Genomic DNA, 21570 nt, shown 5'->3' with positions numbered 1-21570 from the left:
ATGGCCATCGCGCGGGCGTGGTCGGTAGCCCTGTTCGGGGTGGATGGCGTCGTGGTCGAGATCGAGGCCGATATCGGTCATGGCCTGCCAGGGGTGCAGCTTGTTGGTCTACCGGATGCCGCCTTGCATGAGGCACGGGACAGGGTACGGGCGGCGGTCCGCAACTCGGATGCGCAGTGGCCAACCACCAAGGTCACGCTTGCCCTGTCGCCGGCTGCGTTGCCCAAGGGCGGTTCGGGCTACGACCTTGCCTTGGCCAGCGCGGTACTCGCGGCGGCTGATGCGGTGCCGGCCGCGGCACTCCGCGAAACCGTGTTGCTCGGCGAGCTGTCCCTGGACGGCCGGTTGCGGCCGGTTCGCGGCGTGCTGCCCGGACTGCTTGGCGCCCGCAAGGCTGGCATGCGTCGAGCGGTCGTGCCGGTAGAAACACTGGAGGAAGCGGGTTTGGTCGCCGAGATTGAGGTGCTTGGCGCACGGACCTTGCGCGAGGTGCTGGATTGGTTGCGTGGCGAGGGTGAGCTGCGATCAGCACCGGAACGCGCGTCGGGTACGGATCAGCCGGCCGGTTTGGATCTCGTCGACGTGCTCGGCCAGCCCGAGGCACGCTGGGCGCTCGAAGTGGCCGCCGCCGGTGGGCACCACCTACTGTTCACCGGCCCGCCGGGAACGGGCAAAACCATGCTGGCGCAACGATTATGCGGCCTGCTGCCACCGCTGAGCATGGACGATGCGCTGGAAGTCACCGCGATCCATTCACTCGCCGGAGCGCTGTCTACCGAATCACCACTGGTGGTCAGCCCGCCGTTCATCGCGCCGCACCACTCCACTTCGGTGCCGGCGTTGATCGGCGGTGGTTCCGGTGTGGCGCGTCCCGGCGCGGTGAGCAAGGCGCATCGCGGGGTGCTGTTCGTGGATGAGGCACCGGATTGGGGTCCGCATCGCCTCGACTCGTTGCGGACCGCGCTCGAGGAGGGCGAGGTGCGGCTGTCCCGCCGCGATGCGACGGTGCACTATCCCGCGCGATTCCAGTTGGTACTGGCGGCAAACCCGTGCCCGTGTGCACCGGCACGGGACAACGACTGCACCTGTCCGCCCAGCGCGCGACGGCGGTACCTGGGCAAGCTTTCCGGCCCGTTGCTAGATCGGGTCGATCTGCGGGTACGGATGCGGCCGAGTTCCGCATGGGCGTATGCCGATCAGGGCGAGGTCGATGACACCGCGACGGTACGGGCCAGGGTGCGGCAGGCGCGGGAACGCGCCATCCTGCGATGGGCGGCCCACGGCTGGCGAAGCAATGCCGACGTGCCGGGCCCGGCGTTGCGGCGGGAGTATCGGATACCCCGGCGGGCACTGAACTTGCTCGAACGAGGACTGGATGCCGGCGCGGTCACCGCTCGCGGCGCCGATCGGTGCTTGCGCATCGCCTGGACACTGTGCGATTTGGACGGTGCGGAAACACCGGATGCGGCGCATATCGAGTCCGCACTGGGTTTCCGGGATCGGCGGGCGGCATGAGCGTGGAACAAGCGCGGCTGGCCAGGGCGTATCTGCTGCGAGTCGCCGAGCCGCCAGCGCGGGAGCTGGCCCAATTGGTCACCGCGCACGGGCCGGTGGCAGCGGCGGAACTGGTTCGCTCCGGGCAGGCTCCAGGGCGGGTACGGGCGGAAACCGAGGCACGCGCGCAACTGGACCGCGCCGAGCGCGATCTTGAGGAGGCGGCCGCCGTTGGCGCCGAGCTGGTGATTCCCGAAGACGATGGCTGGCCAGCTTGGCCGCTGCTCGCGCTGGATGTCGCCGCGCGGGCCGGGGTTCGCTGGGCTGGCCAGCCGCTCGGGCTGTGGGTGCGCGGCAGGATCGACCTCGACGCCTGTACCGAACGAGCCGTCGCGCTCGTCGGAGCCCGTGCGTCCAGCGGGTACGGCGACCACCATGCGGCCGAGTTCGCCTATGGACTCACCGGGCGTGGTTTCACGGTGCTTTCCGGAGCGGCCTATGGGATCGATGGCGCGGCACACCGGGGCAGCCTGGCAGCGGGCGGTCCGACCATCGCGGTGCTCGGTTGCGGGCCGGATGTCCACTATCCCGCCGGGCACGTGCGGCTGCTCGATCAGGTCGCGGAACAGGGCGCGGTGGTGAGTGAGTACCCACCTGGGACCCAGCCGGCCCGGCACCGCTTCCTGGTGCGCAACCGGCTCATTGCGGCGCTGGCCAGTGGCACGGTCGTCATCGAGGCGGGTGCCCGCAGCGGCGCGCGTAATACCGCGAGCACCGCGGGCGCGCTCGGCAAGGTCGTGATGGCGGTACCCGGGCCGGTGAGTTCGGCGAGTTCGGCCGGATGCAATCAGCTGATCCGCGCCAGGGACGCGTTGTTGGTCAGTGGGGTGGCGGAGATCGTCGAGGCGGTCGGTCCGATCGGCTCAGCGATGACCACTGTGGACGGTCCACGCCGGCCAACTGATGACCTCGGTCCGCAGACGTTGCGGGTGCATGAGGCACTGCGTGTCGACCAGGGGCAATCCGCTGGAGAGATCGCGGTTTCCGCGGGTATCCCGCTGGATCGGGCGCGTGTCCTGCTGACTGAACTCGAAGGAGGTGGTTTCGCCAGTCGCCTGGGGCAGGGGTGGGTGCGTACCCGTGTTCGCCAGGAGTCAGCCGAGGCCCGGGTATCCGCTCAGGCCGAATGCCAGCGCGCCGAGGGCTGAGCCGATGGCCCGGACGTGATTGCCGTAGGTCCACTGCGTGGCCAGCCGTGCCCAGTCCGCTGCGCTGCTCTGCTCGGCGGCTAGCGCATCGATTCTGTTGTTTCGTGGCACATGGAAGACCGCGGTAATGACAAAGGCGCTCAGCGACAACGCTGCCCCGGCAAGGCGCAGCGGGTTCGGCGATTCAGCGGAAAGGAGGACTTCGTGCAGTGCCACCGCGAGGGCGAGCAATGTCGTGCCGAAGAACAACACGCGAAACGGTGTGCGTTCGGCCGTCCGGTTGATCGATCGCATCGTGGAAATGGCCATGGCTACGTGATCAGCGGCGGCAGGCTCTGTGGATGGTTGGCTTGGGCGAAGCGCGGGCATGATCATGATCGAGAAGGCGGCGTAGACACCGGCCATCACTCCGGTCGTGAGCATCGCGCCAAGTTCCAGCGCGGTCATGGTGTTCTCCGAAGGGTGTTCCAGATTCCCGCGTGGGCGCTGCGCTTGGCGAAGTCTTCGAAACTTCTGGCCGGCCTGCCGAGTACGCGCTGGACCGCATCGGTCGTTGCCTGGTTACGTCCGTCCAGGACCTCGGCAAACAGCCAGTCGATGGCCTCGGCCTCGGCGCGATGCATTCCGTTGTGGACGAGTCCGTCGACAAATCGCTCGGTGGACACCGTTTCGAAGGTGACGTTTCGGCCGAGGGCGCCGCCAAGCACGGCGGTGGCTTCAGCAAAGGTCAATGCCCTCGGGCCGGTCAGTTCGAGCACTTCATCGGCATATCGGTCAGTGGTGAGCGCGCGGGCCGCGATATCCGCTACGTCGTCAAGGTCCACGAACGGCTCGGCAACCGAAGTGACGGGCAGCTCGATGTGCCCGCGCACGACCGCTTCGGCCAGGAAATGTTCGCTGAAGTTCTGCGCGAACCACGCGCAGCGAAGCACGGTCGTGTCGAATTCCTCCGCCAACGCGATGTCCTCGCAGCGTTTGGCGCCGTCTTCGCCACGACCAGAAAGGAGGACAAGCCGGGACACGCCGGCAGCGGCGGCGGCCGCGCTGAACTCGGCCACGATGCGGTCCGCGCCCGGTAGGGCGAGGTCGGGGGAGAAACACAGGTAGACGGCGGTCGCGCCAGCCAGGTGCGGAGCCCAGGTAGTGGATTCGTTCCAGTCGAAACGAGGGGAGGTGGTGCGTCCGGCGATCCGGACCGAGTGTCCTTCGGCGCGTAGCCGGTCGGCGATCCGACGACCTGTCCGTCCAGTGCCGCCGGTGAGCAGGATCGAATTTGCTGTCATGAGCACAGTTCAGCGCAACGTCGATAGACAGTGAATATGCTGTACTCCGAATTGCATACGCCATCGTCTATAAGTCGGCAGTGGCCGCCAGATACTTCAAGAATGTGGTCACCGGGTGTAGGCCGACTGACCGCTCACCGTCGTTTTCTCCGCGGGCCGATACATTTGCCAGGTGGATCCGTTAGCGCGTGTGCTCGATCACCCGCGTGCGCACGACGTGTTCACGGTGCGGGTCGTGATGCGCGCGCCGTGGGCCGTCGCGGTACGCGATCGTGCGGCGCTCACGCTGGCCATGGTCACCTCCGGGCAGTCCGTGCTCCGGCACGGCGCTGATGAGTGGACTATCCGTCCCGGCGATGTCGTCCTGGTGCGCGGACCCGATCCCTACCTGGTCGGCGACCTCCAGGGCAGCGAGCCGATCGCCGTGATTGGTCCTGACCAGCGTTGCACCAGCCCCGAGGGTGTTGAGCTGCATCAGACGATGACGCACGGGCTACGCCTGTGGGGCAACGATCCGGCCGGGCCGGATTCGGTGCTGATCGCGAGCTATGCCGACGTGGGTGAGGTGGGGCGGCTCGTCTCCGACGTGTTGCCCACGGTCACGCATCTGCCGGCGGGCCAGGTCGATCCAACGTTGGTGGACCTGCTCGGCCGCGAAGTCGGTTCCGATGCGCTCGGTCAGGGCGCGGTGCTGGATCGGCTGGTGGACGTCCTGCTGATTGCGGCGATCCGCGGCTGGATCACCACCCATCGGTCAGCGTTGCCTGGCTGGCTTGCCGGTGGAGACGACCCGGCGGTGGCTACCGCGCTGGCGGCGATCCATGAGCACCCGGAACGGGCGTGGTCGGTGGCCGGGCTGGCGCGGCTGGCCAGTGTCTCGCGGGCCACCCTTGCCGCTCGGTTTCGCGAGCAGATCGGGGAACCGCCGATCAGCTACCTCACCCGATGGCGGCTGACCTTGGCGCGTGATCTGCTGGCCGACCGAGCGTTGACCCTGGAAACAATCGCCGAGCGGATTGGCTACGGCAGCGCCTTCGCGCTCAGCAACGCGTTTCGCCAGCACTACGGCAGGAGCCCAACCGAACATCGCCGGAGGTTGGCCGTGCAGCGGGAGCCGCTTCAGCCGGGCGGCGTCGACCTACCGGCGGTTAGGAAATCGGTGCGATAACGATGGCGTCCCCGCTCGGTAAGACGCGTGGCGATGCTTGACCGCTTGCCGATCGTGCCGCAGCGTCGCACGTATGGGCACCTCGCGCGGCAGGCGTACGACGCGGCCTGACCTACGTCGACTGCGATCGGCGCTGCCCGCGGACAGTGCCGCCGCGCTGGACTCCTACGAGCGTCATCTGCGATTGGAGCGCGGACTGTCCGAGCACACCGTTCGGGCTTATCTCGCCGATGTTGTCTCGCTGCTTGGCCATCTGCACGGGATACCTGCCGAGGACGCGGAAGCCAGCCCAGGGGCAGTCGGCCCAGGGGAAGCTAGCCCAGGGGACGCCAGCCCAGGGGAAGCTAGCCCAGCGGACGCCAGTGCCGTGGCCTTTGCCGAGCTGGACGTGGCGACTCTGCGCGGGTGGCTGGCCACCCAGCGCTCCGCTGGGATCAGCCGGACGACCTTGGCCAGGCGGTCGGCCTCGGTCCGGACGTTCTCCGCCTGGGCACATCGGGCCGGGCTGCTCGAAGGCGACCCTGGTGCGCGGCTGGTCGCGCCCCGGGCGCACCGAACCCTGCCCGGGGTGCTGCGCGCCGAACAGGCCACCGACGTGCTTGCTGGCACGGCATCGGGTGCTGAGCAACGGGATCCACTGGCCCTGCGGGACCACGCGATTGTCGAGCTGCTCTACGCGAGCGGGGTGCGGGTCGGCGAGTTGTGTGGTCTGGACATGCCCAATATCGACGTGCCGCGCCGCCTGCTCCGGGTGTTCGGTAAGGGCGGCAAGGAGCGATTCGTCCCCTTCGGTGCGCCCGCTGAGCGGGCGCTCGATGAATGGCTGACGGCCGGTCGCCCGGCGTTGGTCAAGGCAAGTTCGCCGCCGGCGGTGTTCCTGGGGGCGCGCGGGGGGCGGATCGATCCTCGGACGGTGCGGCGGACCGTGCACGAGTCGGTTGGGGCGCTACCGGGCACACCGGACATCGGGCCGCATGGTTTACGTCATTCGGCGGCCACCCACCTTCTCGAGGGCGGGGCCGACCTTCGTACCGTTCAGGAGTTGCTTGGCCACGCTACGCTCGCGACCACGCAGCTCTACACTCATGTCACTGTCGAGCGGCTGAAAGCGATCCATGACCGAACACACCCACGATCCTGATGCTCGCCAGGGTGGTGTGCGCACGCGGATCGCGGAAGCGGATCAGAGATCCGCGGATGGTTCGCGTCATACCTCGCACGATCGCGCGTCCCACGATCGTGCGAGAACGGCAAACGGTCATCCGGGCGAGGCAGGCTCCGCTGCTGGCGGGGCCGCTGGCGACCCGGCGACCGCTGGGGATGAGGGCCGCGCGGTGAGCGCCCCCGCGCTGCTCGGGCCGGGTGGGGTGCTGCCCGGGGATCGACGCACGGCCGATGACGTCGAGGCGGGCATCGTCGCCCTGTGGGAGCATTTCGCGCGTTCACCGGAGCCCGGTATCCGGGACCGTCTCGTGCTGCACTACGCCCCACTGGTCAAGTACGTGGCCGGCCGGGTTGGTACCGGGTTACCCGCCCACGTGGACGTCGCCGACCTCGTGCAGTCCGGCATCTTCGGACTGGTCGACGCGATCGAGAAGTTCGACCCCGAGCGCGGCCTGCGGTTCGAGACCTACGCGATGCAGCGCATCCGGGGCGCGATCCTGGACGACCTGCGGTCTCAGGACTGGGTACCGCGATCGGTCCGTGGTCGCGCTCGCGAAGTGGAGCGAGCGCTGGAACGCCTCGGTGCCCGGTTGCAGCGCACCCCGACCGATGGCGAGTTGGCCTCCGAGCTGGAGATCGGTCTCGAAGACCTGCGCGGAATCTATGCCCAGCTCCAGCTGACCAGTGTGGTTGCCCTCGAAGAGCTCGTTTCCTCGGGCAAGGGCACCGGTTCGCTTGCCGACACCCTGCGCGATGACGATGCGGAAGATCCCGTCGCGGTACTGGTGGACGAGGACAACCGGCGCCAGCTCGCGGACGCGATCACCCAGCTCGCCGAACGCGACCAGCTGGTCGTCAGCCTCTACTACTTCGAGAATCTGACGCTCGCCGAGATCGGCAAGGTGCTCGGGGTAACCGAGTCGCGGGTGTGCCAACTGCACACCAGGGCGGTATTGCGGCTGCGCGCCAAGCTGTTCGAACAGGCCGACGAACCCGCGCGTTAGGCAACCGGACTCCGCGGGATGGGTGCCGCGTCGGAGGCGGCATCAGTCCACGGCAGCAGCCGCAGCTGGCCGGCCGGCCGGACCAACCACAGCGGGTTCAGGTACTCGCCAGCTCGCCGCGCTCCCCAGTGCAGGCATGCCACCGCTGGACACCCCGCGTGCCCGGTGGCCAACTCGCCCAGCCGCGCGCCCGTCGATACACGCTGCCCGGCCCGCACCGCGGCATGCACGGGTTCATACGTGGTGCGCAGGCCCTCGCTGTGCAGCACGGACACCACCCCGCGTCCCGCGAGCGGCCCCGCGTAGACGACCGTGCCGGCCCCCGCCGCACGCACCGGCTCGCCGGGCCGCCCGCCCAGGTCCACACCGCGATGGCCCGGCCCGAACGGGGTTTCCGGCGGATCAAAGGCCCGTAACACCGGGTGCGGCGGGGCGAGCGGCCAGTCGAAGCCGATCGCCACGCTCGGTCGGTCGGCGAGGTCCGCGGTACCGCCGGGTTCGCTGGGCGGGGCGCGGTAGCGCTGGTCGGCGGGTGCGGCGCCGGCGAGTACCGGAAGGAACAGCAGGCCGCAGAGGATGAGCAGGGCCGTGGCGCGGAGGTGGTTCGGCATGCTTGCCACGGTCCTCGGGGCTGGGGGGCGTGGCCAGCTGGGAATTCGTGGCTGTGGACCGTTTGGCCGGTTGGGGACAACTGGGCGGCCACAACTTGGGCGGCCACAACTGGGTTGGGCGCGAAACCTATCCGGTTTGGTCAGGTCAACCCCCTTCGGAGTACACTTTTCCCGCGGCCCGCGTGCGCGGGTTGACTTCGCGTGCATGTGCGGCTCTCGCCCCGGGGACTTCCCGTAGGAGAGCACGGCGTTCGGCGGTCCCAGCGGCAGTGGGATCGTGGTGCGGATTCCTGGCCACGACCAGCTCGTTGGGTTCGGATGCCGGCACGGCACCAGGATGGTTGGCCACCCGGCCAACCTGATGAACCGGACCGCACGCCGGCACCTTCGCTGGCGTGCCAGAGACGAAGAGGTGCGAATCCGGCCATGGCCGTCGTCACCATGAAGCAGCTGCTCGATTCCGGCGTGCACTTCGGGCACCAGACCCGCCGCTGGAACCCGAAGATGAAGCGCTACATCTTCACCGAGCGCAATGGCATCTACATCATTGACCTGCAGCAGACGCTGTCCTACATCGACCGTGCCTTCGAGTTCATCAAGGAGACCGTGGCGCACGGCGGCACGATCCTGCTCGTCGGCACCAAGAAGCAGGCGCAGGAGGCGATCTCCCAGGAGGCGCTGCGTGTGGGTATGCCGTACGTCAACCAGCGTTGGCTGGGCGGCATGCTGACCAACTTCCAGACCGTGCACAAGCGGCTGCAGCGCCTCAAGGAGCTGGAGTCGATGGAGCAGACCGGTGGATTCCAGGGCCTGACCAAGCGCGAGATCCTGACGCTCACCCGCGAGAAGGACAAGCTGGAGAAGACCCTCGGCGGTATTCGCGACATGGCCAAGGTGCCGAGCGCCGTGTGGATCGTGGACACCAAGAAGGAGCACATCGCCGTTGGCGAGGCCCGCAAGCTGGGTATCCCGATCGTGGCGATCTTGGACACCAACTGCGATCCGGATGAGGTCGACTACCCGATTCCGGGTAACGACGACGCGATCCGCTCGGCCGCGCTGCTGACCAAGGTGGTCGCCGAGGCGGCTGCCGCCGGCCTGCTCGCCCGCTCCGGTCGTAACGGTGCCGCGGTCGAGGGCGCCGACAAGCCGGACGCTGGCTTGGCAGCCGACGAGCCGCTCGCCGAGTGGGAGAAGGAGCTGCTGGTCAGCGCGAACGCCCCGGAGGGTGGCGCGGACGCCGCCGCCGAGGGCTCGGCCTAGTCCTGATTAGACACGCTCGCGCGTAGACGAAACACGAAACGGAATAAACGCACGATGGCGAATTTCACCGCGGCCGACGTCAAACGGCTTCGCGAATTCACTGGCGCCGGCATGATGGATTGCAAGAAGGCGCTCGAGGAGCACGACGGCGATTTCGACCAGGCCGTTGAATTCCTCCGGATCAAGGGGGCCAAGGACGTCGGCAAGCGTGCCGAGCGGGCCACCGCCGAGGGACTCGTCGCCGGTGGCGACGGCGCACTCGTCGAGCTGAACTGCGAGACGGACTTCGTCGCCAAGAACGAGGAGTTCCAGGCGCTCGCCGACCGGATCGTCGCGGTCGCGGCGGAAACCAAGCCGGCCGACGTCGAGGTGCTCAAGGAGGCGTCGCTGGACGGTAAGACCGTCGGCGAAGCCGTGCAGGAGCTCTCCGCCAAGATCGGGGAGAAGCTGGAGCTGCGCAGGGTCGCCGTCTTCGACGGCACCGTGGCCACCTACCTGCACCGGCGGGCTGCCGACCTGCCGCCGAGCGTCGGCGTGCTCGTTGAGTACAGCGGTGCGGACGCGGAGGCGGCGCATGGCGCCGCGCTGCAGATCGCCGCTCTCAAGCCGCGCTTCGTGAACCGCGCGGACGTTCCGGAGGAGACGGTCGCGCAGGAGCGCCGGATAGCCGAGGAGACCGCCCGCGAGGAAGGCAAGCCGGAGCAGGCGCTGCCGAAGATCATCGAGGGCCGGGTGAACGGCTTCTTCAAGGACGTAGTGCTGCTCGAACAGCCCTCCGTGCATGACTCGAAGAAGACCGTGCAGGTGGTGCTGGACGAGGCCGGGGTAGCGGTATCCCGGTTCGCGCGTTTCGAGGTTGGCCAGGCCTGATCGGCCGGCCGTGGACCGGCCGCCGCGCGGTGATGTCGCTCCTATCGGTGGTTTTCCACTGCTCGGGGTGATGCACCAGCGCGGCGGGTCCGGTACCGGTTGACGGGATACGTCGGCGATGCGGTGCGCACGTGCCGTGGTACCGGCGGTAGCGCGCTACCGCCCTGGAATGACCATGCGGAGGCGGTAATGACGAGTGAGCATCGCGCAACCGGTGGATACCGCCGAGTACTGCTCAAACTGGGCGGTGAGATGTTCGGCGGTGGCGCCGTCGGCGTCGATCCGGATGTGGTCAAGGCGATCGCCAGGCAGCTTGCCGAGGTAGTGCGGGCCGGCACCCAGGTAGCCATCGTGATCGGCGGTGGGAACTTCTTCCGGGGCGCCGAGCTGCAGCAGCACGGGATGGAGCGCACCCGCGCGGACTACATGGGCATGCTTGGCACGGTGATGAACTGCCTGGCGCTGCAGGACTTCCTTGAGCACCAGGAAGGGATCGAAACGCGGGTACAGACCGCGATCACCATGGGGCAGGTGGCCGAGCCCTATATTCCCCGCCGAGCCATGCGCCACCTGGAGAAGGGGCGCGTGGTGATCTTCGGTGGCGGTGCGGGTATGCCCTACTTCTCCACCGATACGACGGCCGCGCAGCGCGCTCTGGAGATCGGCTGTGAGGTCGTACTGATGGCCAAGGCCGTGGATGGCGTGTTCACCGCCGACCCGAAGAGCGATCCCTCGGCGAGTATGTTCACCAACATCACGCACCAGGCCGTGCTGGAAAAGGGCCTGCAGGTAGCCGACTCCACGGCGTTCAGCCTGTGCAAGGACAACAACATGCCGATCATCGTGTTCAACCTGCTGACCGAGGGGAACATCGCCAGAGCCGTGCGTGGTGAGAAGATCGGAACTCTGGTCAGTACCCCCGACAGTAGCCACTCCGGGTAGACCTGCTGGGATAGCCGGGCAGCACTATCGGGCACACCAAGGAGACGCTGTGATCGACGAAACGCTCCTCGACGCCGAGGAAAAGATGGAAAAGGCGGTATCGGTCGCCAAGGAGGAGCTCGGCGCGGTACGCACCGGCAGGGCAACCCCGGCGATGTTCTCGCGCATCCACGTCGAGTACTACGGCGCGCCGACCCCGTTGAACCAGCTGGCCAGCGTCAACATTCCGGAAGCTCGGATGGCGGTGGTCAAGCCCTACGACGCCAGCCAGCTCGGCGCGATCGAGAAGGCCATTCGCGACTCCGACCTGGGCGTGAACCCGACTAACGACGGCACGATCATCCGTATCGTGATCCCGCAGTTGACCGAGGAACGCCGCAAGGAAATGGTCAAGATGGCCAAGAGCAAAGGCGAGGACGCCAAGATCTCGATCCGGAACATCCGGCGCAAGGCCAAGGAAGAGCTGGACCGCATTGTCAAGGACGGCGAGGCCGGCGAGGACGACGGCGCGCGCGCGGAACGGGAGCTTCAGCAGGTCACCGACCGGTATGTGGGCCAGGTCGATGAGCTGGTGAAGCACAAGGAAACCGAGCTGCTTGAGGTCTGAGGTACTGGGGGTGCCGTGTTCACCGGTCCGACCCGTCACTCCGTGCCACCGGATGAGGATATGGCGGTGAGCGCCGAACCCGCGGGCCAGGACGACGCGTCGCCCTCGGACAGCGATCAGCCCGATACCACGAAGGCGCGATCCGGGGACGAGACCGAGCCGCCGGCCGCGAAACGATCGCGTGCCGGACGCGACCTGCCCGCCGCGATCGGCGTTGGCCTGCTGCTCGGGGCCATCATCATCGTGGTTCTGCTCACCGAGCCGCGCGGGTTCGTGGGCATCGTGGCGGTCGCCGTCGCCGTGTCCACCATCGAACTCGGTGGCGCGTTCCGCAGGGGCGGCGTGCGCATCGCCTTGCCCCCGGTTTTGCTGGGTGGTCAGGCCATGGTCTGGCTGACCTGGCCGTACGGCGAGCAGGGGATGGTGCTCGCCTTCGTACTCACCGTGCTCGCCTGTTTGCTGTGGCGGCTGCGGCGTGGCGCGGATGGCTATCTGCGGGATGTCGGCGGCTCGGTGTTCACGGCCGCCTATGTTCCGTTGTTCGCTGCCTTCGCGGCGATGCTGGCACTGGCCGAGGACGGCGCTGGCCGGGTGTTCTGCTTCATGATCGGCGTGGTCGTTTCGGATACCGGCGGCTATATCGCCGGGGTGTTGTTCGGCAAGCACCGGATGGCGCCCACGATCAGCCCGAAGAAGACCTGGGAGGGTTTCGCGGGCTCGCTCGTTTTCGGCGTCGTTGGCGGCTGGTTGTCGGTCGTATTGCTGCTGGAGGGCGCCTGGTGGCAGGGTGTGCTGTTCGGCGTGGCCGTGGTGCTCACGGCCACGCTTGGTGATCTCGTCGAGTCGTTGATCAAGCGGGACCTCGGGATCAAGGACATGGGTAACCTGTTGCCCGGGCACGGCGGACTGATGGACCGGATGGATTCGCTGCTGCCATCCGCGGTCGCGTCGTGGTTCCTGCTCGGCCTACTCGTGCCCTAAAAGCCCGTTTACTGTGTCTTGGAACACAAGCCGATCCAGCTACCAAATAGTAGGACGTACAAACATTCCGTGACAGCACCTGGGCCCTTGGCCACCCATGCTAAGCAGGTTGACGTGGCTCGCCGCGGCGCCGAGATCATCGGACTCGGTGGATACCAGCCGCCCGATACGTTAACCAGCGCGCGGCTGGCGGAGCGGTTCGGCAAATCCGAGCAGTGGATACGGGAGCGCACCGGGATCGAGCAGCGGCGTGTGGCGGGCCCCGGAGAGACCGTGCAGGATATGGCGCTTGCCGCGGCCGAGGATGCCTTGAAGAATTCGGGTACGCCCGCGGCCGAGATCGACCTGGTGATCGTGGCCAGTTGCAGTATCAGTGATCCGCTGCGGGCAACCGCGGCGCAGGTCGCCGAGCTACTTGGCGCGAGCACCGCGGCGGCCTTCGAACTGAACGCGGCCTGTGCTGGCTTTTGCTACGCCCTCGCGGTCGCGGCCGATACGGTCCGCGCCGGCTCGGCGGACAAGGTGCTCGTCATCGGCGCGGAGAAGATGACCGCCTGGGTTGATCCCGCCGACCTGGGTACCTCGATCATCTTCGGCGACGGTGCCGGAGCCGCCGTCGTCGCCGAAACGCCCGATCCGGGTATCGGCCCGGTCGTATGGGGCAGTGATGGCGCGCAGGCCGAGCTGATCCATGCGCCGGCGGAGACGGGCGCCATGGTGATGAACGGCCCGGCCGTGTTCCGCTGGGCCACTGGTGAAGTGCACGCCGTGGCCGAACGCGCTTGCCAGCAAGCCGGCATCGAGCCGAGCGAGCTTGCCGCGATCGTGCCGCACCAGGCGAACCTGCGCATCGTGGACGCACTGGTCGCGAAGCTGCGGGTACCGGATGCCGCGGTCGCGCGGGACATCACCGATTCGGGTAACACCTCCGCGGCTTCCATCCCGCTCGCGTTGCGCAGCATGCTGCGGGACCGTGAACCACGGCCGCGTGGGCTCGCCTTGCTGGTCGGATTCGGCGCGGGGCTCACCTATGCCGCGCAGGTGATCAGATTGCCCGAGTCGCCGGCATAACCAGCGGTAACCGCGTTTCTTGGGGATCTTGCGATCACTGGCTCTCTCCTTGACCCAAGATGTGACACTTACTAGGCAATCTGTCACTATATTGCCGTCGTCGGTTTTGGGGATTGGAGAAGGCGCATGAGTGTTCCGGCTTGGCAGGGCCCACCAGGTCCGCCGCAAGGGCCGCCGCCGGGTGGGCCGTACGGTCCGCAGGGCGGTTATCCGCCGCCTCCACCACCTCCGCCGAAGCAGAAGCGGACCTTGCTGCCCTGGTTGTTGGGTAGCGCGGCGCTGCTGGTGGTCCTCATCGTGGTGCTGGTGATCGTGCTGACCACGGGTGGGGACGACGACGAGGGCGGCGGCGTGCTCACGGGCGGGGACAGCAGTAGCCAGCAGGACCTGAGCAGCCCGGAGGCGGCGGCGCGCACCTTCGTCGAGGTACTGCAGACCAACGACGTCGACGCCGTTCTGGAGATCAGCTGTGCCCAGGCAAAGCAGGAGGGCGCGCCGCCGGAACGGATGGAGCGGGTGATCAAGCAGATGGGTGCGGCCCTGAGCGCGGCCGAGTTCGGGGAATCACGGGAAGCATCCGAACCCGGTATGCGGGAGGTGCCCTATACGCTCGAACAAACCGGTGATTCGCAGACCGAGAGCTTCCTGATGTTCAAGCAAGAGGGCGGCAAATGGCTCTGGTGCGGTGCCGGTGGCAGCTCGAACCCGAACGGTCCAGGCGCGAACGGGCCCGAGCCACCCGGTAACTAGACCGGGACACTAGTCCGCGTAGGGATCATCGACCTCGGCACGTGGCGGCTCCACTTCGATCCGCCGCGTGCTGTCGATGATCGTGAAGGTCACCCCAGCAGGATCCGAGATCGCCGCGACCCGGCCGAAGGCCGAGTTGAACGGCTGGATCGCCACTCGTCCGCCGAGCGCGGTCGCCCTGGCCGCGGTCCCGTCAACGCCCAGCTCCGGGTTGGCGTTGAAGTAGACCATCCAGTGCGGCACGACGTGTTCGCCGAACTCGGCCGTCATCTGCTGCCTGCCGAGAATCTGCTGGTCGCCATGCCACCAGCTGGTGTAGTCGTATCTCTCCCCGTCGCCAATCTGCTCCGGGGTATAGCCGAACAGTCCAGCGAAGAACTGGTCCGCCTCGGCGCCATGCCAGGTGTTCAGCTCAGCCCAGGAAAACGCCCCGCGAATACCGGTGCCGAACTCCCAGCCAGCTGGCTGCTCCCACAGCCCGATGATCGCGCCGCCAGGATCGGCCACCATCAGCAGATGCTCCTGTTCGCGGATCTCCACCGGCCCCTGAAGTACTTCGCCGCCGAGCCGTTCCACCCAGCCAACCGAGGCGGTGGCGTTACGTACCGCCAGGTACAGCGTCCAGGACGGGGGCGCCGGCTGATCCGGCGGCGGCTGGTAAAGGCCGGCGACGGCCCAGCCGTCCACCGTGGCGATCGTGTACGGGTTTGCCGGCACGGTGAGGTCATCATGAAACCGCCATCGGAGGATCTCGCCGTAGAACTCCTTGCTCGCGGCCAGGTTCGTGGTCGCCAGATCCACCCAGCAGGGCGCGCCACTTGCCAAGCCAGAAGGGGCGACGAGGGCCTCGATGGGGTCGCTCGCGTACTCGGTCATGCCATCCTCCCCACAGTAGGCTTCGTCGTGCGTTGTCGAGTACGACACGTTGACCCTAGTCTCGAGTTCCAACCTGACAGTTACGAATCCGGTTCGATTCAAAACGGACATGGCCCTGCCCCTCGGTTGGCCCTTGGCCACCGCGTGGTTTGCTACGCACCGTGGTCGGACACTGGATGCCAGGGGCGCTAGGCAGGCTGCGCGCCGGCGGGGTGCGCAAGAAGGACGTGCTGCCCAGCCCGAACATCTGGCATTGGCCAGAGGTGTACGAGCTGGAGAACGAGGCACAGGATGTGCACGGCGCGATCTGGGACGCGGTGCGGCAGGAGTGCGACTGGGGCGCGCTGGACGTGGTTGACGTGGGCTGCGGCGATGGTTATCACCTGCCCCGGTTCGCCAGCACCGCCAACTCGGTGATGGGCGTGGAACCGCACGAACCACTGCTGCGGCGCGCGCGGGAGCGAATCGCCGGCTTACCCGGGGTTGCCGTGCTCGCCGGATCCGCGCAGCGCCTGCCGCTGCCGGACTCCTCCGCCGACCTGGTGCACGCGCGTACCGCCTATTTTTTCGGGCCCGGCTGCGAACCGGGGATCGCCGAGGCCGAGCGCGTCCTTCGGCCGGGCGGCGCGCTCGTCATCGTCGACCTGGACGGCAGCCACGAGCCCTATGGTCGCTGGTTGCGCGCGGATCTGCCGTCCTACGACCCGGCGGAGATCGACCAGTTCTTCGCCGGAGCTGGCTTCAGCTGCCGCCGGGTGGTCGCGCGCTGGCGGTTCGCCGACGTGGCCGGGCTGCGCGCCGTTCTCGGTATCGAGTTCTCCAAAACCGTTGCCACGCGGGCGTTTCATGAACTAGACGGGCTCGAGTTCGACGTCGGGTACCGGGTCCACATGCGGCGCAAGCCCACCAGTCTGCTGCCCGGCAGATCTTGATCCACAGTGGAGGGTAGGGGTCCGGGGATGCGCACTTTGGGGAAACGGGAATGATGAGCGGTATGGACACCGAGCTTTCGCGGAACTGGCAGGCACCGGCAACGGAGGAGCCGATTGACGCGAGGGTGCGCGTACCCGGTTCGAAATCCATCACCAACCGCGCGTATGTACTCGCCGCGTTGAGCCCTTCGCCCACGCTGGTCCGCGAACCGCTGATATCCAGGGATACCGGGCTGATGCTGGACGCGCTGGGCGCGTTCGGCGTCGACGTGGTGCGTCGCCGCGGCGGGGACGTGCTGCTTACCCCTGGCCCGCTACCGACCGGCGAGCGGACGATCGATGTGGGCAACGCCGGCACGGTTGCCAGGTTCACGCCGCTGCTTGCCGCGCGCTGCGCCGGCGATGTGCACTACGACGGCGATGCGGCGATCCGCCGCCGGCCGATCGCGCCGCTGCTGGCCGCGATGCGTTCGCTTGGTGTACCGGTTACCGATGCCGGCAGCGGCCACCTGCCGTGCACGGTGCATGGGCAGGGCGGGCTACCCGGTGGCGCGGTCGAGGTGGATGCCTCGGCGTCCAGCCAGTTCCTTTCCGCGCTGTTGCTTGCCGGCCCTGCCTGCGCGGGCGGCATCACCGTCCGACTGGTTGGTGGAACTCCGCCGAGCGAGCCGCATATCGCGATGACCGTGGCGATGCTGCGCGAGTTCGGCGCGACCGTGCATGTCGCGCCCGGCGAGTACCGGGTTGAGCAGGGCGAGCTGACCTGCCCGGAATACATCGTGGAGCCGGATCTTTCCGCGGCCGCGCCGTTTCTCGCCGCGGTGGCGGTATCCGGCGGCCGGTTGTGCCTTTCCGGCTGGCCGGCGACCAGCACCCAGCCTGGGGCGCGGATTCGCGGCGTGCTCAGCGAGCTGGGTGTGGCCAACGAGCTCGGCGCCGAGGGGCTGGTCGTGACCAGCGACGGCCGGTTGCGCGGCGCGCGGCTGAACCTGCACGACGTGGGCGAGCTGACCCCGGTGATCGCGGCCATGCTTTGCTTCGCCGAAGGACCGTCGGTGATCACCGGAGTGGCCCATCTACGCGGCCACGAGACCGATCGGCTCGCCGCACTGGCCACCGAGCTGTCCAAACTCGGCGCCGGGGTGAGGGACACCGAGGACGGCCTGGTGATCGAACCCGCGCCGATGCATGGCGGCACCTTCCATACCTATGACGATCACCGGCTGGTCATGGCCGCGGCGGTGGTCGGGCTGCGGGTGCCGGGGGTAGTGGTGACCGATCCGGGCACCGTGGGCAAGACGTTTCCGGAGTTCACCACGGTCTGGCAGGACATGCTGGGCTGATCCGGCCGCGGTCAGGCGGTGCCGTACGCGTGGGACACTGGTATCCGTCATGACTTCACTTCCGCTGGTTTTCGATGCACCTAAACGCGGGCTGCCCCCTCGGCACCTCGCGGACCTTTCCGTCGCGGAGCGCCGGGAAGCCGTTGTTGAGCTGGGTGAACACGCGTTTCGGGCGAACCAGCTCTCCCATCACTACTTCTCCCGGCTGACCGTGGACCCCACGGCGATGACGGACATTCCGGCCAGCGCCCGCGAACGGTTGGCCAGCGAGCTGTTGCCGCCGCTGCTTTCCGTGGTGCGCCATGTGGCCTGTGATGACGGCACGACCCGCAAGACGCTGTGGCGCGCGCACGACGGCACCCTGCTGGAGAGCGTGCTGATGCGCTACCCGGACCGGGTGACGCTGTGCGTGTCCAGCCAGGCTGGCTGCGGGATGGCCTGCCCGTTCTGCGCGACCGGTCAGGGTGGGTTGGAGCGGAACCTGTCGACCGCGGAGATCGTGGACCAGATCAGGGCGGCCGCGGCCGCGATGCGCGATGGTGAACTCGGTTCGGCTGGACGGCTGTCCAACATCGTGTTCATGGGCATGGGTGAACCGTTGGCGAACTACCGTCGGGTGGTGGCCGCGGTGCGGCGGATCACCGAGCCGGCGCCGGCAGGGCTGGGGATCTCGCAGCGGTCGGTGACGGTGTCCACGGTGGGTTTGGCGCCGGCGATTCGGCGGCTGGCTGATGAGGGTATGCAGGTGCGGTTGGCGGTGTCGCTGCACACCCCGGACGATGAGCTGCGGGACACCTTGGTCCCGGTGAACAACCGGTGGTCGGTGGACGAGGTGCTGCGGGCCGCCCGGTACTACGCGGATGTGAGTGGTCGGCGGGTGTCGATCGAGTACGCGCTGATCAGGGACATGAATGATCAGCCGTGGCGGGCGGATCTGCTTGCCGAGCGGTTGCGGGCGCACCTGGGCCAGCTGGTCCACGTGAACGTGATTCCGTTGAATCCGACGCCGGGGTCGAAGTGGGATGCTTCGCCGAAATCGGTCGAGCGGGAGTTCGTGCGCAGGGTGAATGCGGGCGGAGTGGCCTGCACCGTGCGGGACACTCGGGGCCAGGAGATCGCCGCCGCCTGCGGCCAGCTAGCCGCCGAAGCCTGATCTCGAAGCCCCAAAGGGGGCGTCACACGGGTATGGCAGCCAACGTCACACTGCGTCTCCTGGCGCACGGTGCGGCATAAGGTTAAAGTTATTATTGCAGCGTGGGCGAGTGGATTGTAGAACTACACGAGAGCGTGGACGCTTGGTTCGATCAGCTTATGGAAGAGGACCCTGAGACTGCTGACTTGGTCGAGGTGGCCATCGACATGCTTGCGGCAACTGGTCCCACACTGGGGCGGCCTCTCGTGGACCGAATCAAGGGGGCAGCTCACCACAACATGAAAGAGCTTCGTCCCCCTTCGGCGGGGGAAACCGAGGTGAGGATCTTGTTTGCGTTTTGATCCAAGGCGGCAAGCGATCCTGTTGGCGGCGGGCGATAAATCTGGAGATTGGAAGGGTTGGTACCAGCGGAACATCCCGCTGGCGGATCAGCGTTATAGCCAGCACTTGGCAGACATCGAACGCGACGAGAGGAGGACTGAGTGATGACCCGCTCGTGGAAGGACGTTAAGGCTGACAAGGCTCGTCGCGACGAGGCCAGCGGACGTGACCTCGACACCGCTCGGGCCGAGGCACGCACTCGGACTCAGGCGTTCGTGCTCGGCTTCCGGCTGGCGCGGCTCCGTCAGGATATGCGCCTCTCGCAAGGCGAGGTCGCCCACCGGATGGGTATCAGTCAGCCGCGAGTCAGCCAGCTTGAGAGCGGCGATGTTGGGCAGATGGAAGTAGACACCTTGAATCGCTATGTTCTCGCATTGGGTGGCCGCCTGAAGCTCGTTGCCGACTTCGAGGACCATGACGTCAACGTTTCAACCAGTGAAGTAGATCGTGCCATCGTTCAACAAAGTGATCTCGTGACCTCCTAGTTGTCGCAATCTGCGTTGGATTATGCGGACGAGACGACCTGTAGAGGTTCAATGCACTGAATCCGACGCCGGGGTCGAAGTGGGATGCTTCGCCGAAATCGGTCGAGCGGGAGTTCGTGCGCAGGGTGAATGCGGGCGGGGTGGCCTGCACCGTGCGGGACACTCGGGGTCAGGAGATCGCCGCCGCCTGCGGCCAGCTAGCCGCCGAAGCCTGAGCCACGAGACCGCGTCCGGGTGACCGCAAGATCCCTAAAGATTGCGATCTCGGGGCGCCTGCGACCACGACAGCCTCGCTAACGTTAAAGAACGCGGTCACACCCAGTCACCGCAAGAACTCTAAAGATTGCGGTCAGAACGCGGTTACGCGCGGTTAGCGGCGCCAGGGGGTGCGGCGACGGCGCTGCAGGAAGACGAGCCCACCGGCCATCCCGACCGCGAGGCTGATCAACCAGATGTTCTCGGTGTTGCTCTCGTGGTTGCCGATCAGCAACAGCAGCATGATCGCTGTGCAGATGGTGCCGGCGACCAGCGTCGCCTTCGGGAAGTGGCCGTGCCAGCCCCACTCGACGGACGGCTCGTCGTGGGTGTCCACGTCCTTGACAGCCTGGTCCGACTTGGTGTCCGCCACGGTTCCTCCAGCAGCCGGGTATGCAACGATCTCGTTCGCCGCTATCGTCGCATACCCGGCAGCCATCGCCGCCGCGGTATCCGTGTGACGCGCGGCTCCACGCCCACGCCGAGTACGCGACAATGGAGCGCGATGAGCGCGAATTCAATCCGTTCGGTCCTGGTACTCGGCTCCACCGGTTCGATTGGCGGCCAAGCCCTCGACGTGATCCGGGCCAACCGGGATCGTTTCACCGTGACCGGGATCGCGGCGGGGGGCACGGACCCGGCGGCCCTTGCCGCCCAGGCAATGGAGTTCGACGTACGGGTGGTCGCGGTGACCCGAGGTACGGCCGTCGAGGATCTGCAGCTCGCGCTCTACGCGGAGGCCCAGCGCAGGGGCTACGCGCAGGGCGAGTTCCGGCTCCCGCGCATCCTGGCCGGGCCGGATTCGGTCACCGAACTGATCGAGGCGGCGCCAGCCGATGTGGTGCTCAACGCGCTGCCCGGTTCGCAGGGGTTGGCGCCGACCCTGCGGGCACTGGCTACCGGTGCGACGCTCGCGCTGGCGAACAAGGAATCCCTGGTGGCGGGCGGATCGCTGGTGCTCGATGCGGCCGCGCCCGGCCAGCTGGTTCCGGTCGATTCCGAGCACTCCGCCCTCGCGCAGTGTTTGCGCGGCGGGGCGCCCGGCGAAGTGGACCGGCTGGTGCTCACCGCATCGGGTGGACCGTTTCGCGGTCGGTGCAGGGACGAACTCGGCGATGTCACGGTGGCCGATGCGCTGAACCATCCAACGTGGAACATGGGCCCGCTGGTCACCGTGAACTCCGCCACGTTGATGAACAAGGGGCTGGAACTGATCGAGGCGCAGCTGCTCTTTCAGGTACCGGCCGAGCGGATCGACGTGGTGGTGCATCCGCAGTCCATCGTGCATTCGATGGTCACCTTCACCGACGGCTCGACCATCGCCCAGGCAAGCCCGCCGGATATGCGGTTGCCCATCGCGCTCGCGCTGAGCTGGCCAGAACGCACGCCGGCGGCGGCGAGCCCGTGCACCTTCGGCTCGCCAACCTCCTGGACCTTCGAACCGCTGGATGACGAGGCGTTTCCCGCGGTGCGACTGGCCAGGCAGGCGGTGACCGCCGGGGGTTGCCTGCCCGCGATCTACAACGCCGCGAACGAGGAGGCGGTGGCCGAATTCCTGGCAGGGAACACGGCCTTCACGTCGATCGTGGACACTGTTTCTCAGGTCCTCGATGACGCTGGCGGCTGGGGGGCTAGCCCGAGCAGCGTCGACGAAGTGCTCGCCGCCGAAACGTGGGCGCGAACGCATGCGCGGGACCTGCTGGACAGGTGGGAAAGGAACTGACGACGA

At 67.5% G+C, this 21570-nt stretch carries 24 protein-coding genes and 1 pseudogene; 20 read left to right on the top strand and 5 right to left on the bottom strand.

Annotated elements, in window-relative coordinates:
- Together EV191_RS15830 and dprA are read left to right on the top strand one after the other, a co-directional pair.
- Positions 1–1515 carry a YifB family Mg chelatase-like AAA ATPase gene (locus tag EV191_RS15830; RefSeq protein ID WP_132877826.1) on the top strand — a complete coding sequence of 505 codons (1515 nt, stop codon included), beginning with the start codon at positions 1–3 and terminating at the stop codon, positions 1513–1515.
- Entirely contained in the window at positions 1512–2702 is a 1191-nt protein-coding gene (dprA, locus tag EV191_RS15825; protein ID WP_132877825.1) for a DNA-processing protein DprA, read from the top strand. The genes EV191_RS15830 and dprA overlap by 4 nt, the downstream gene beginning before the upstream one ends.
- Here the strand turns inward: dprA and EV191_RS15820 are convergent.
- Positions 2649–3149: an anthrone oxygenase family protein gene (locus EV191_RS15820; RefSeq protein ID WP_132877824.1), complete on the bottom strand. Its 501-nt coding sequence runs from the start codon at positions 3147–3149 to the stop codon at positions 2649–2651. The two genes, dprA and EV191_RS15820, sit on opposite strands and share 54 nt — an antisense overlap.
- Entirely contained in the window at positions 3146–3985 is an 840-nt protein-coding gene (locus EV191_RS15815) for an SDR family oxidoreductase (protein ID WP_132877823.1), read from the bottom strand. The genes EV191_RS15820 and EV191_RS15815 overlap by 4 nt, the downstream gene beginning before the upstream one ends.
- A 172-nt stretch (positions 3986–4157) precedes the next feature.
- On the opposite strand from EV191_RS15815, the gene EV191_RS15810 reads away from it, so the two are divergent.
- The 3 genes from EV191_RS15810 (at position 4158) to EV191_RS15800 (ending at position 7321) form a co-directional block, all read left to right on the top strand.
- Positions 4158–5153 carry an AraC family transcriptional regulator gene (locus EV191_RS15810; protein WP_132877822.1) on the top strand — a complete coding sequence of 332 codons (996 nt, stop codon included), beginning with the start codon at positions 4158–4160 and terminating at the stop codon, positions 5151–5153.
- Between the two features lie 73 nt (positions 5154–5226).
- Positions 5227–6294: a tyrosine recombinase XerC gene (locus tag EV191_RS15805; RefSeq protein ID WP_132877821.1), complete on the top strand. Its 1068-nt coding sequence runs from the start codon at positions 5227–5229 to the stop codon at positions 6292–6294.
- The gene (locus EV191_RS15800) at positions 6269–7321 is read left to right on the top strand and encodes a FliA/WhiG family RNA polymerase sigma factor (RefSeq protein ID WP_424565470.1); all 1053 of its coding nucleotides are present in this window, start codon (positions 6269–6271) and stop codon (positions 7319–7321) included. Before EV191_RS15805 ends, EV191_RS15800 begins: the two co-directional genes overlap by 26 nt.
- On the opposite strand, the gene EV191_RS15795 is transcribed toward EV191_RS15800, so the two are convergent.
- Positions 7318–7932 carry a M23 family metallopeptidase gene (locus tag EV191_RS15795; RefSeq protein ID WP_132877819.1) on the bottom strand — a complete coding sequence of 205 codons (615 nt, stop codon included), beginning with the start codon at positions 7930–7932 and terminating at the stop codon, positions 7318–7320. The two genes, EV191_RS15800 and EV191_RS15795, sit on opposite strands and share 4 nt — an antisense overlap.
- A 426-nt stretch (positions 7933–8358) precedes the next feature.
- Here EV191_RS15795 and rpsB point away from each other — a divergent pair, with 426 nt between their 5' ends.
- From rpsB to EV191_RS15760, 7 genes are all read left to right on the top strand, one after another.
- Complete coding sequence (gene rpsB, locus EV191_RS15790; RefSeq protein WP_132877818.1) at positions 8359–9195, top strand: 30S ribosomal protein S2; 837 nt, start codon at positions 8359–8361, stop codon at positions 9193–9195.
- 54 nt (positions 9196–9249) lie between these two features.
- Positions 9250–10065 (top strand): translation elongation factor Ts, encoded by an 816-nt coding sequence (gene tsf, locus EV191_RS15785; protein WP_132877817.1) that lies wholly within the window; start codon positions 9250–9252, stop codon positions 10063–10065.
- Between the two features lie 189 nt (positions 10066–10254).
- Positions 10255–11007 (top strand): UMP kinase, encoded by a 753-nt coding sequence (pyrH, locus tag EV191_RS15780; protein WP_132877816.1) that lies wholly within the window; start codon positions 10255–10257, stop codon positions 11005–11007.
- 49 nt (positions 11008–11056) lie between these two features.
- A complete protein-coding gene (gene frr, locus EV191_RS15775; RefSeq protein WP_132877815.1) occupies positions 11057–11614 on the top strand; it encodes a ribosome recycling factor in 558 nt (185 codons plus the stop codon).
- A 60-nt stretch (positions 11615–11674) separates the two neighbouring features.
- Positions 11675–12595, top strand: a complete 921-nt coding sequence (locus EV191_RS15770; protein WP_132877957.1) for a phosphatidate cytidylyltransferase — start codon at positions 11675–11677, stop codon at positions 12593–12595.
- Between the two features lie 114 nt (positions 12596–12709).
- Complete coding sequence (locus tag EV191_RS15765) at positions 12710–13666, top strand: beta-ketoacyl-ACP synthase III (RefSeq protein ID WP_132877814.1); 957 nt, start codon at positions 12710–12712, stop codon at positions 13664–13666.
- Between the two features lie 126 nt (positions 13667–13792).
- Positions 13793–14416, top strand: a complete 624-nt coding sequence (locus EV191_RS15760; protein WP_132877813.1) for a hypothetical protein — start codon at positions 13793–13795, stop codon at positions 14414–14416.
- 9 nt (positions 14417–14425) lie between these two features.
- Here EV191_RS15760 and EV191_RS15755 read toward each other — a convergent pair whose 3' ends face one another.
- The gene (locus EV191_RS15755; RefSeq protein WP_132877812.1) at positions 14426–15292 is read right to left on the bottom strand and encodes a VOC family protein; all 867 of its coding nucleotides are present in this window, start codon (positions 15290–15292) and stop codon (positions 14426–14428) included.
- 176 nt (positions 15293–15468) lie between these two features.
- Between EV191_RS15755 and EV191_RS15750 the strand changes: the two genes are divergently transcribed.
- The 7 genes and pseudogenes from EV191_RS15750 to EV191_RS15725 form a co-directional block, all read left to right on the top strand.
- A complete protein-coding gene (locus EV191_RS15750; protein WP_207894544.1) occupies positions 15469–16224 on the top strand; it encodes a class I SAM-dependent methyltransferase in 756 nt (251 codons plus the stop codon).
- 62 nt (positions 16225–16286) lie between these two features.
- On the top strand, positions 16287–17567 hold the full coding sequence (gene aroA / locus EV191_RS15745; protein WP_132877811.1) for a 3-phosphoshikimate 1-carboxyvinyltransferase: 1281 nt from the start codon (positions 16287–16289) through the stop codon (positions 17565–17567).
- Positions 17568–17616: 49 nt separating this feature from the next.
- On the top strand, positions 17617–18720 hold the full coding sequence (gene rlmN, locus EV191_RS15740; protein WP_132877810.1) for a dual-specificity RNA methyltransferase RlmN: 1104 nt from the start codon (positions 17617–17619) through the stop codon (positions 18718–18720).
- Between the two features lie 158 nt (positions 18721–18878).
- On the top strand, positions 18879–19061 hold the full coding sequence (locus EV191_RS30580; RefSeq protein ID WP_243659001.1) for a type II toxin-antitoxin system RelE/ParE family toxin: 183 nt from the start codon (positions 18879–18881) through the stop codon (positions 19059–19061).
- Positions 19051–19206, top strand: a complete 156-nt coding sequence (locus EV191_RS30575; protein ID WP_341539617.1) for a type II toxin-antitoxin system RelE/ParE family toxin — start codon at positions 19051–19053, stop codon at positions 19204–19206. The genes EV191_RS30580 and EV191_RS30575 overlap by 11 nt, the downstream gene beginning before the upstream one ends.
- Positions 19206–19586 carry an XRE family transcriptional regulator gene (locus tag EV191_RS15730; protein ID WP_132877955.1) on the top strand — a complete coding sequence of 127 codons (381 nt, stop codon included), beginning with the start codon at positions 19206–19208 and terminating at the stop codon, positions 19584–19586. The genes EV191_RS30575 and EV191_RS15730 overlap by 1 nt, the downstream gene beginning before the upstream one ends.
- A 56-nt stretch (positions 19587–19642) precedes the next feature.
- Positions 19643–19801, top strand: a pseudogene (locus EV191_RS15725) (dual-specificity RNA methyltransferase RlmN); the annotation flags it as partial.
- Between the two features lie 155 nt (positions 19802–19956).
- Here EV191_RS15725 and EV191_RS15720 read toward each other — a convergent pair.
- Positions 19957–20214 (bottom strand): DUF2631 domain-containing protein, encoded by a 258-nt coding sequence (locus tag EV191_RS15720; protein WP_243658979.1) that lies wholly within the window; start codon positions 20212–20214, stop codon positions 19957–19959.
- Positions 20215–20346: 132 nt separating this feature from the next.
- Here EV191_RS15720 and dxr point away from each other — a divergent pair, with 132 nt between their 5' ends.
- Entirely contained in the window at positions 20347–21564 is a 1218-nt protein-coding gene (gene dxr / locus EV191_RS15715) for a 1-deoxy-D-xylulose-5-phosphate reductoisomerase (protein ID WP_132877808.1), read from the top strand.
- Positions 21565–21570 lie beyond the last annotated feature (6 nt).

Source organism: Tamaricihabitans halophyticus, assembly GCF_004340875.1.
In the GTDB taxonomy this organism is placed as follows: Bacteria; Actinomycetota; Actinomycetes; order Mycobacteriales; family Pseudonocardiaceae; genus Tamaricihabitans; species Tamaricihabitans halophyticus.
Note: the sequence above shows the minus strand (reverse complement) of the source record. Positions and strands in the feature narration are given on the sequence as shown.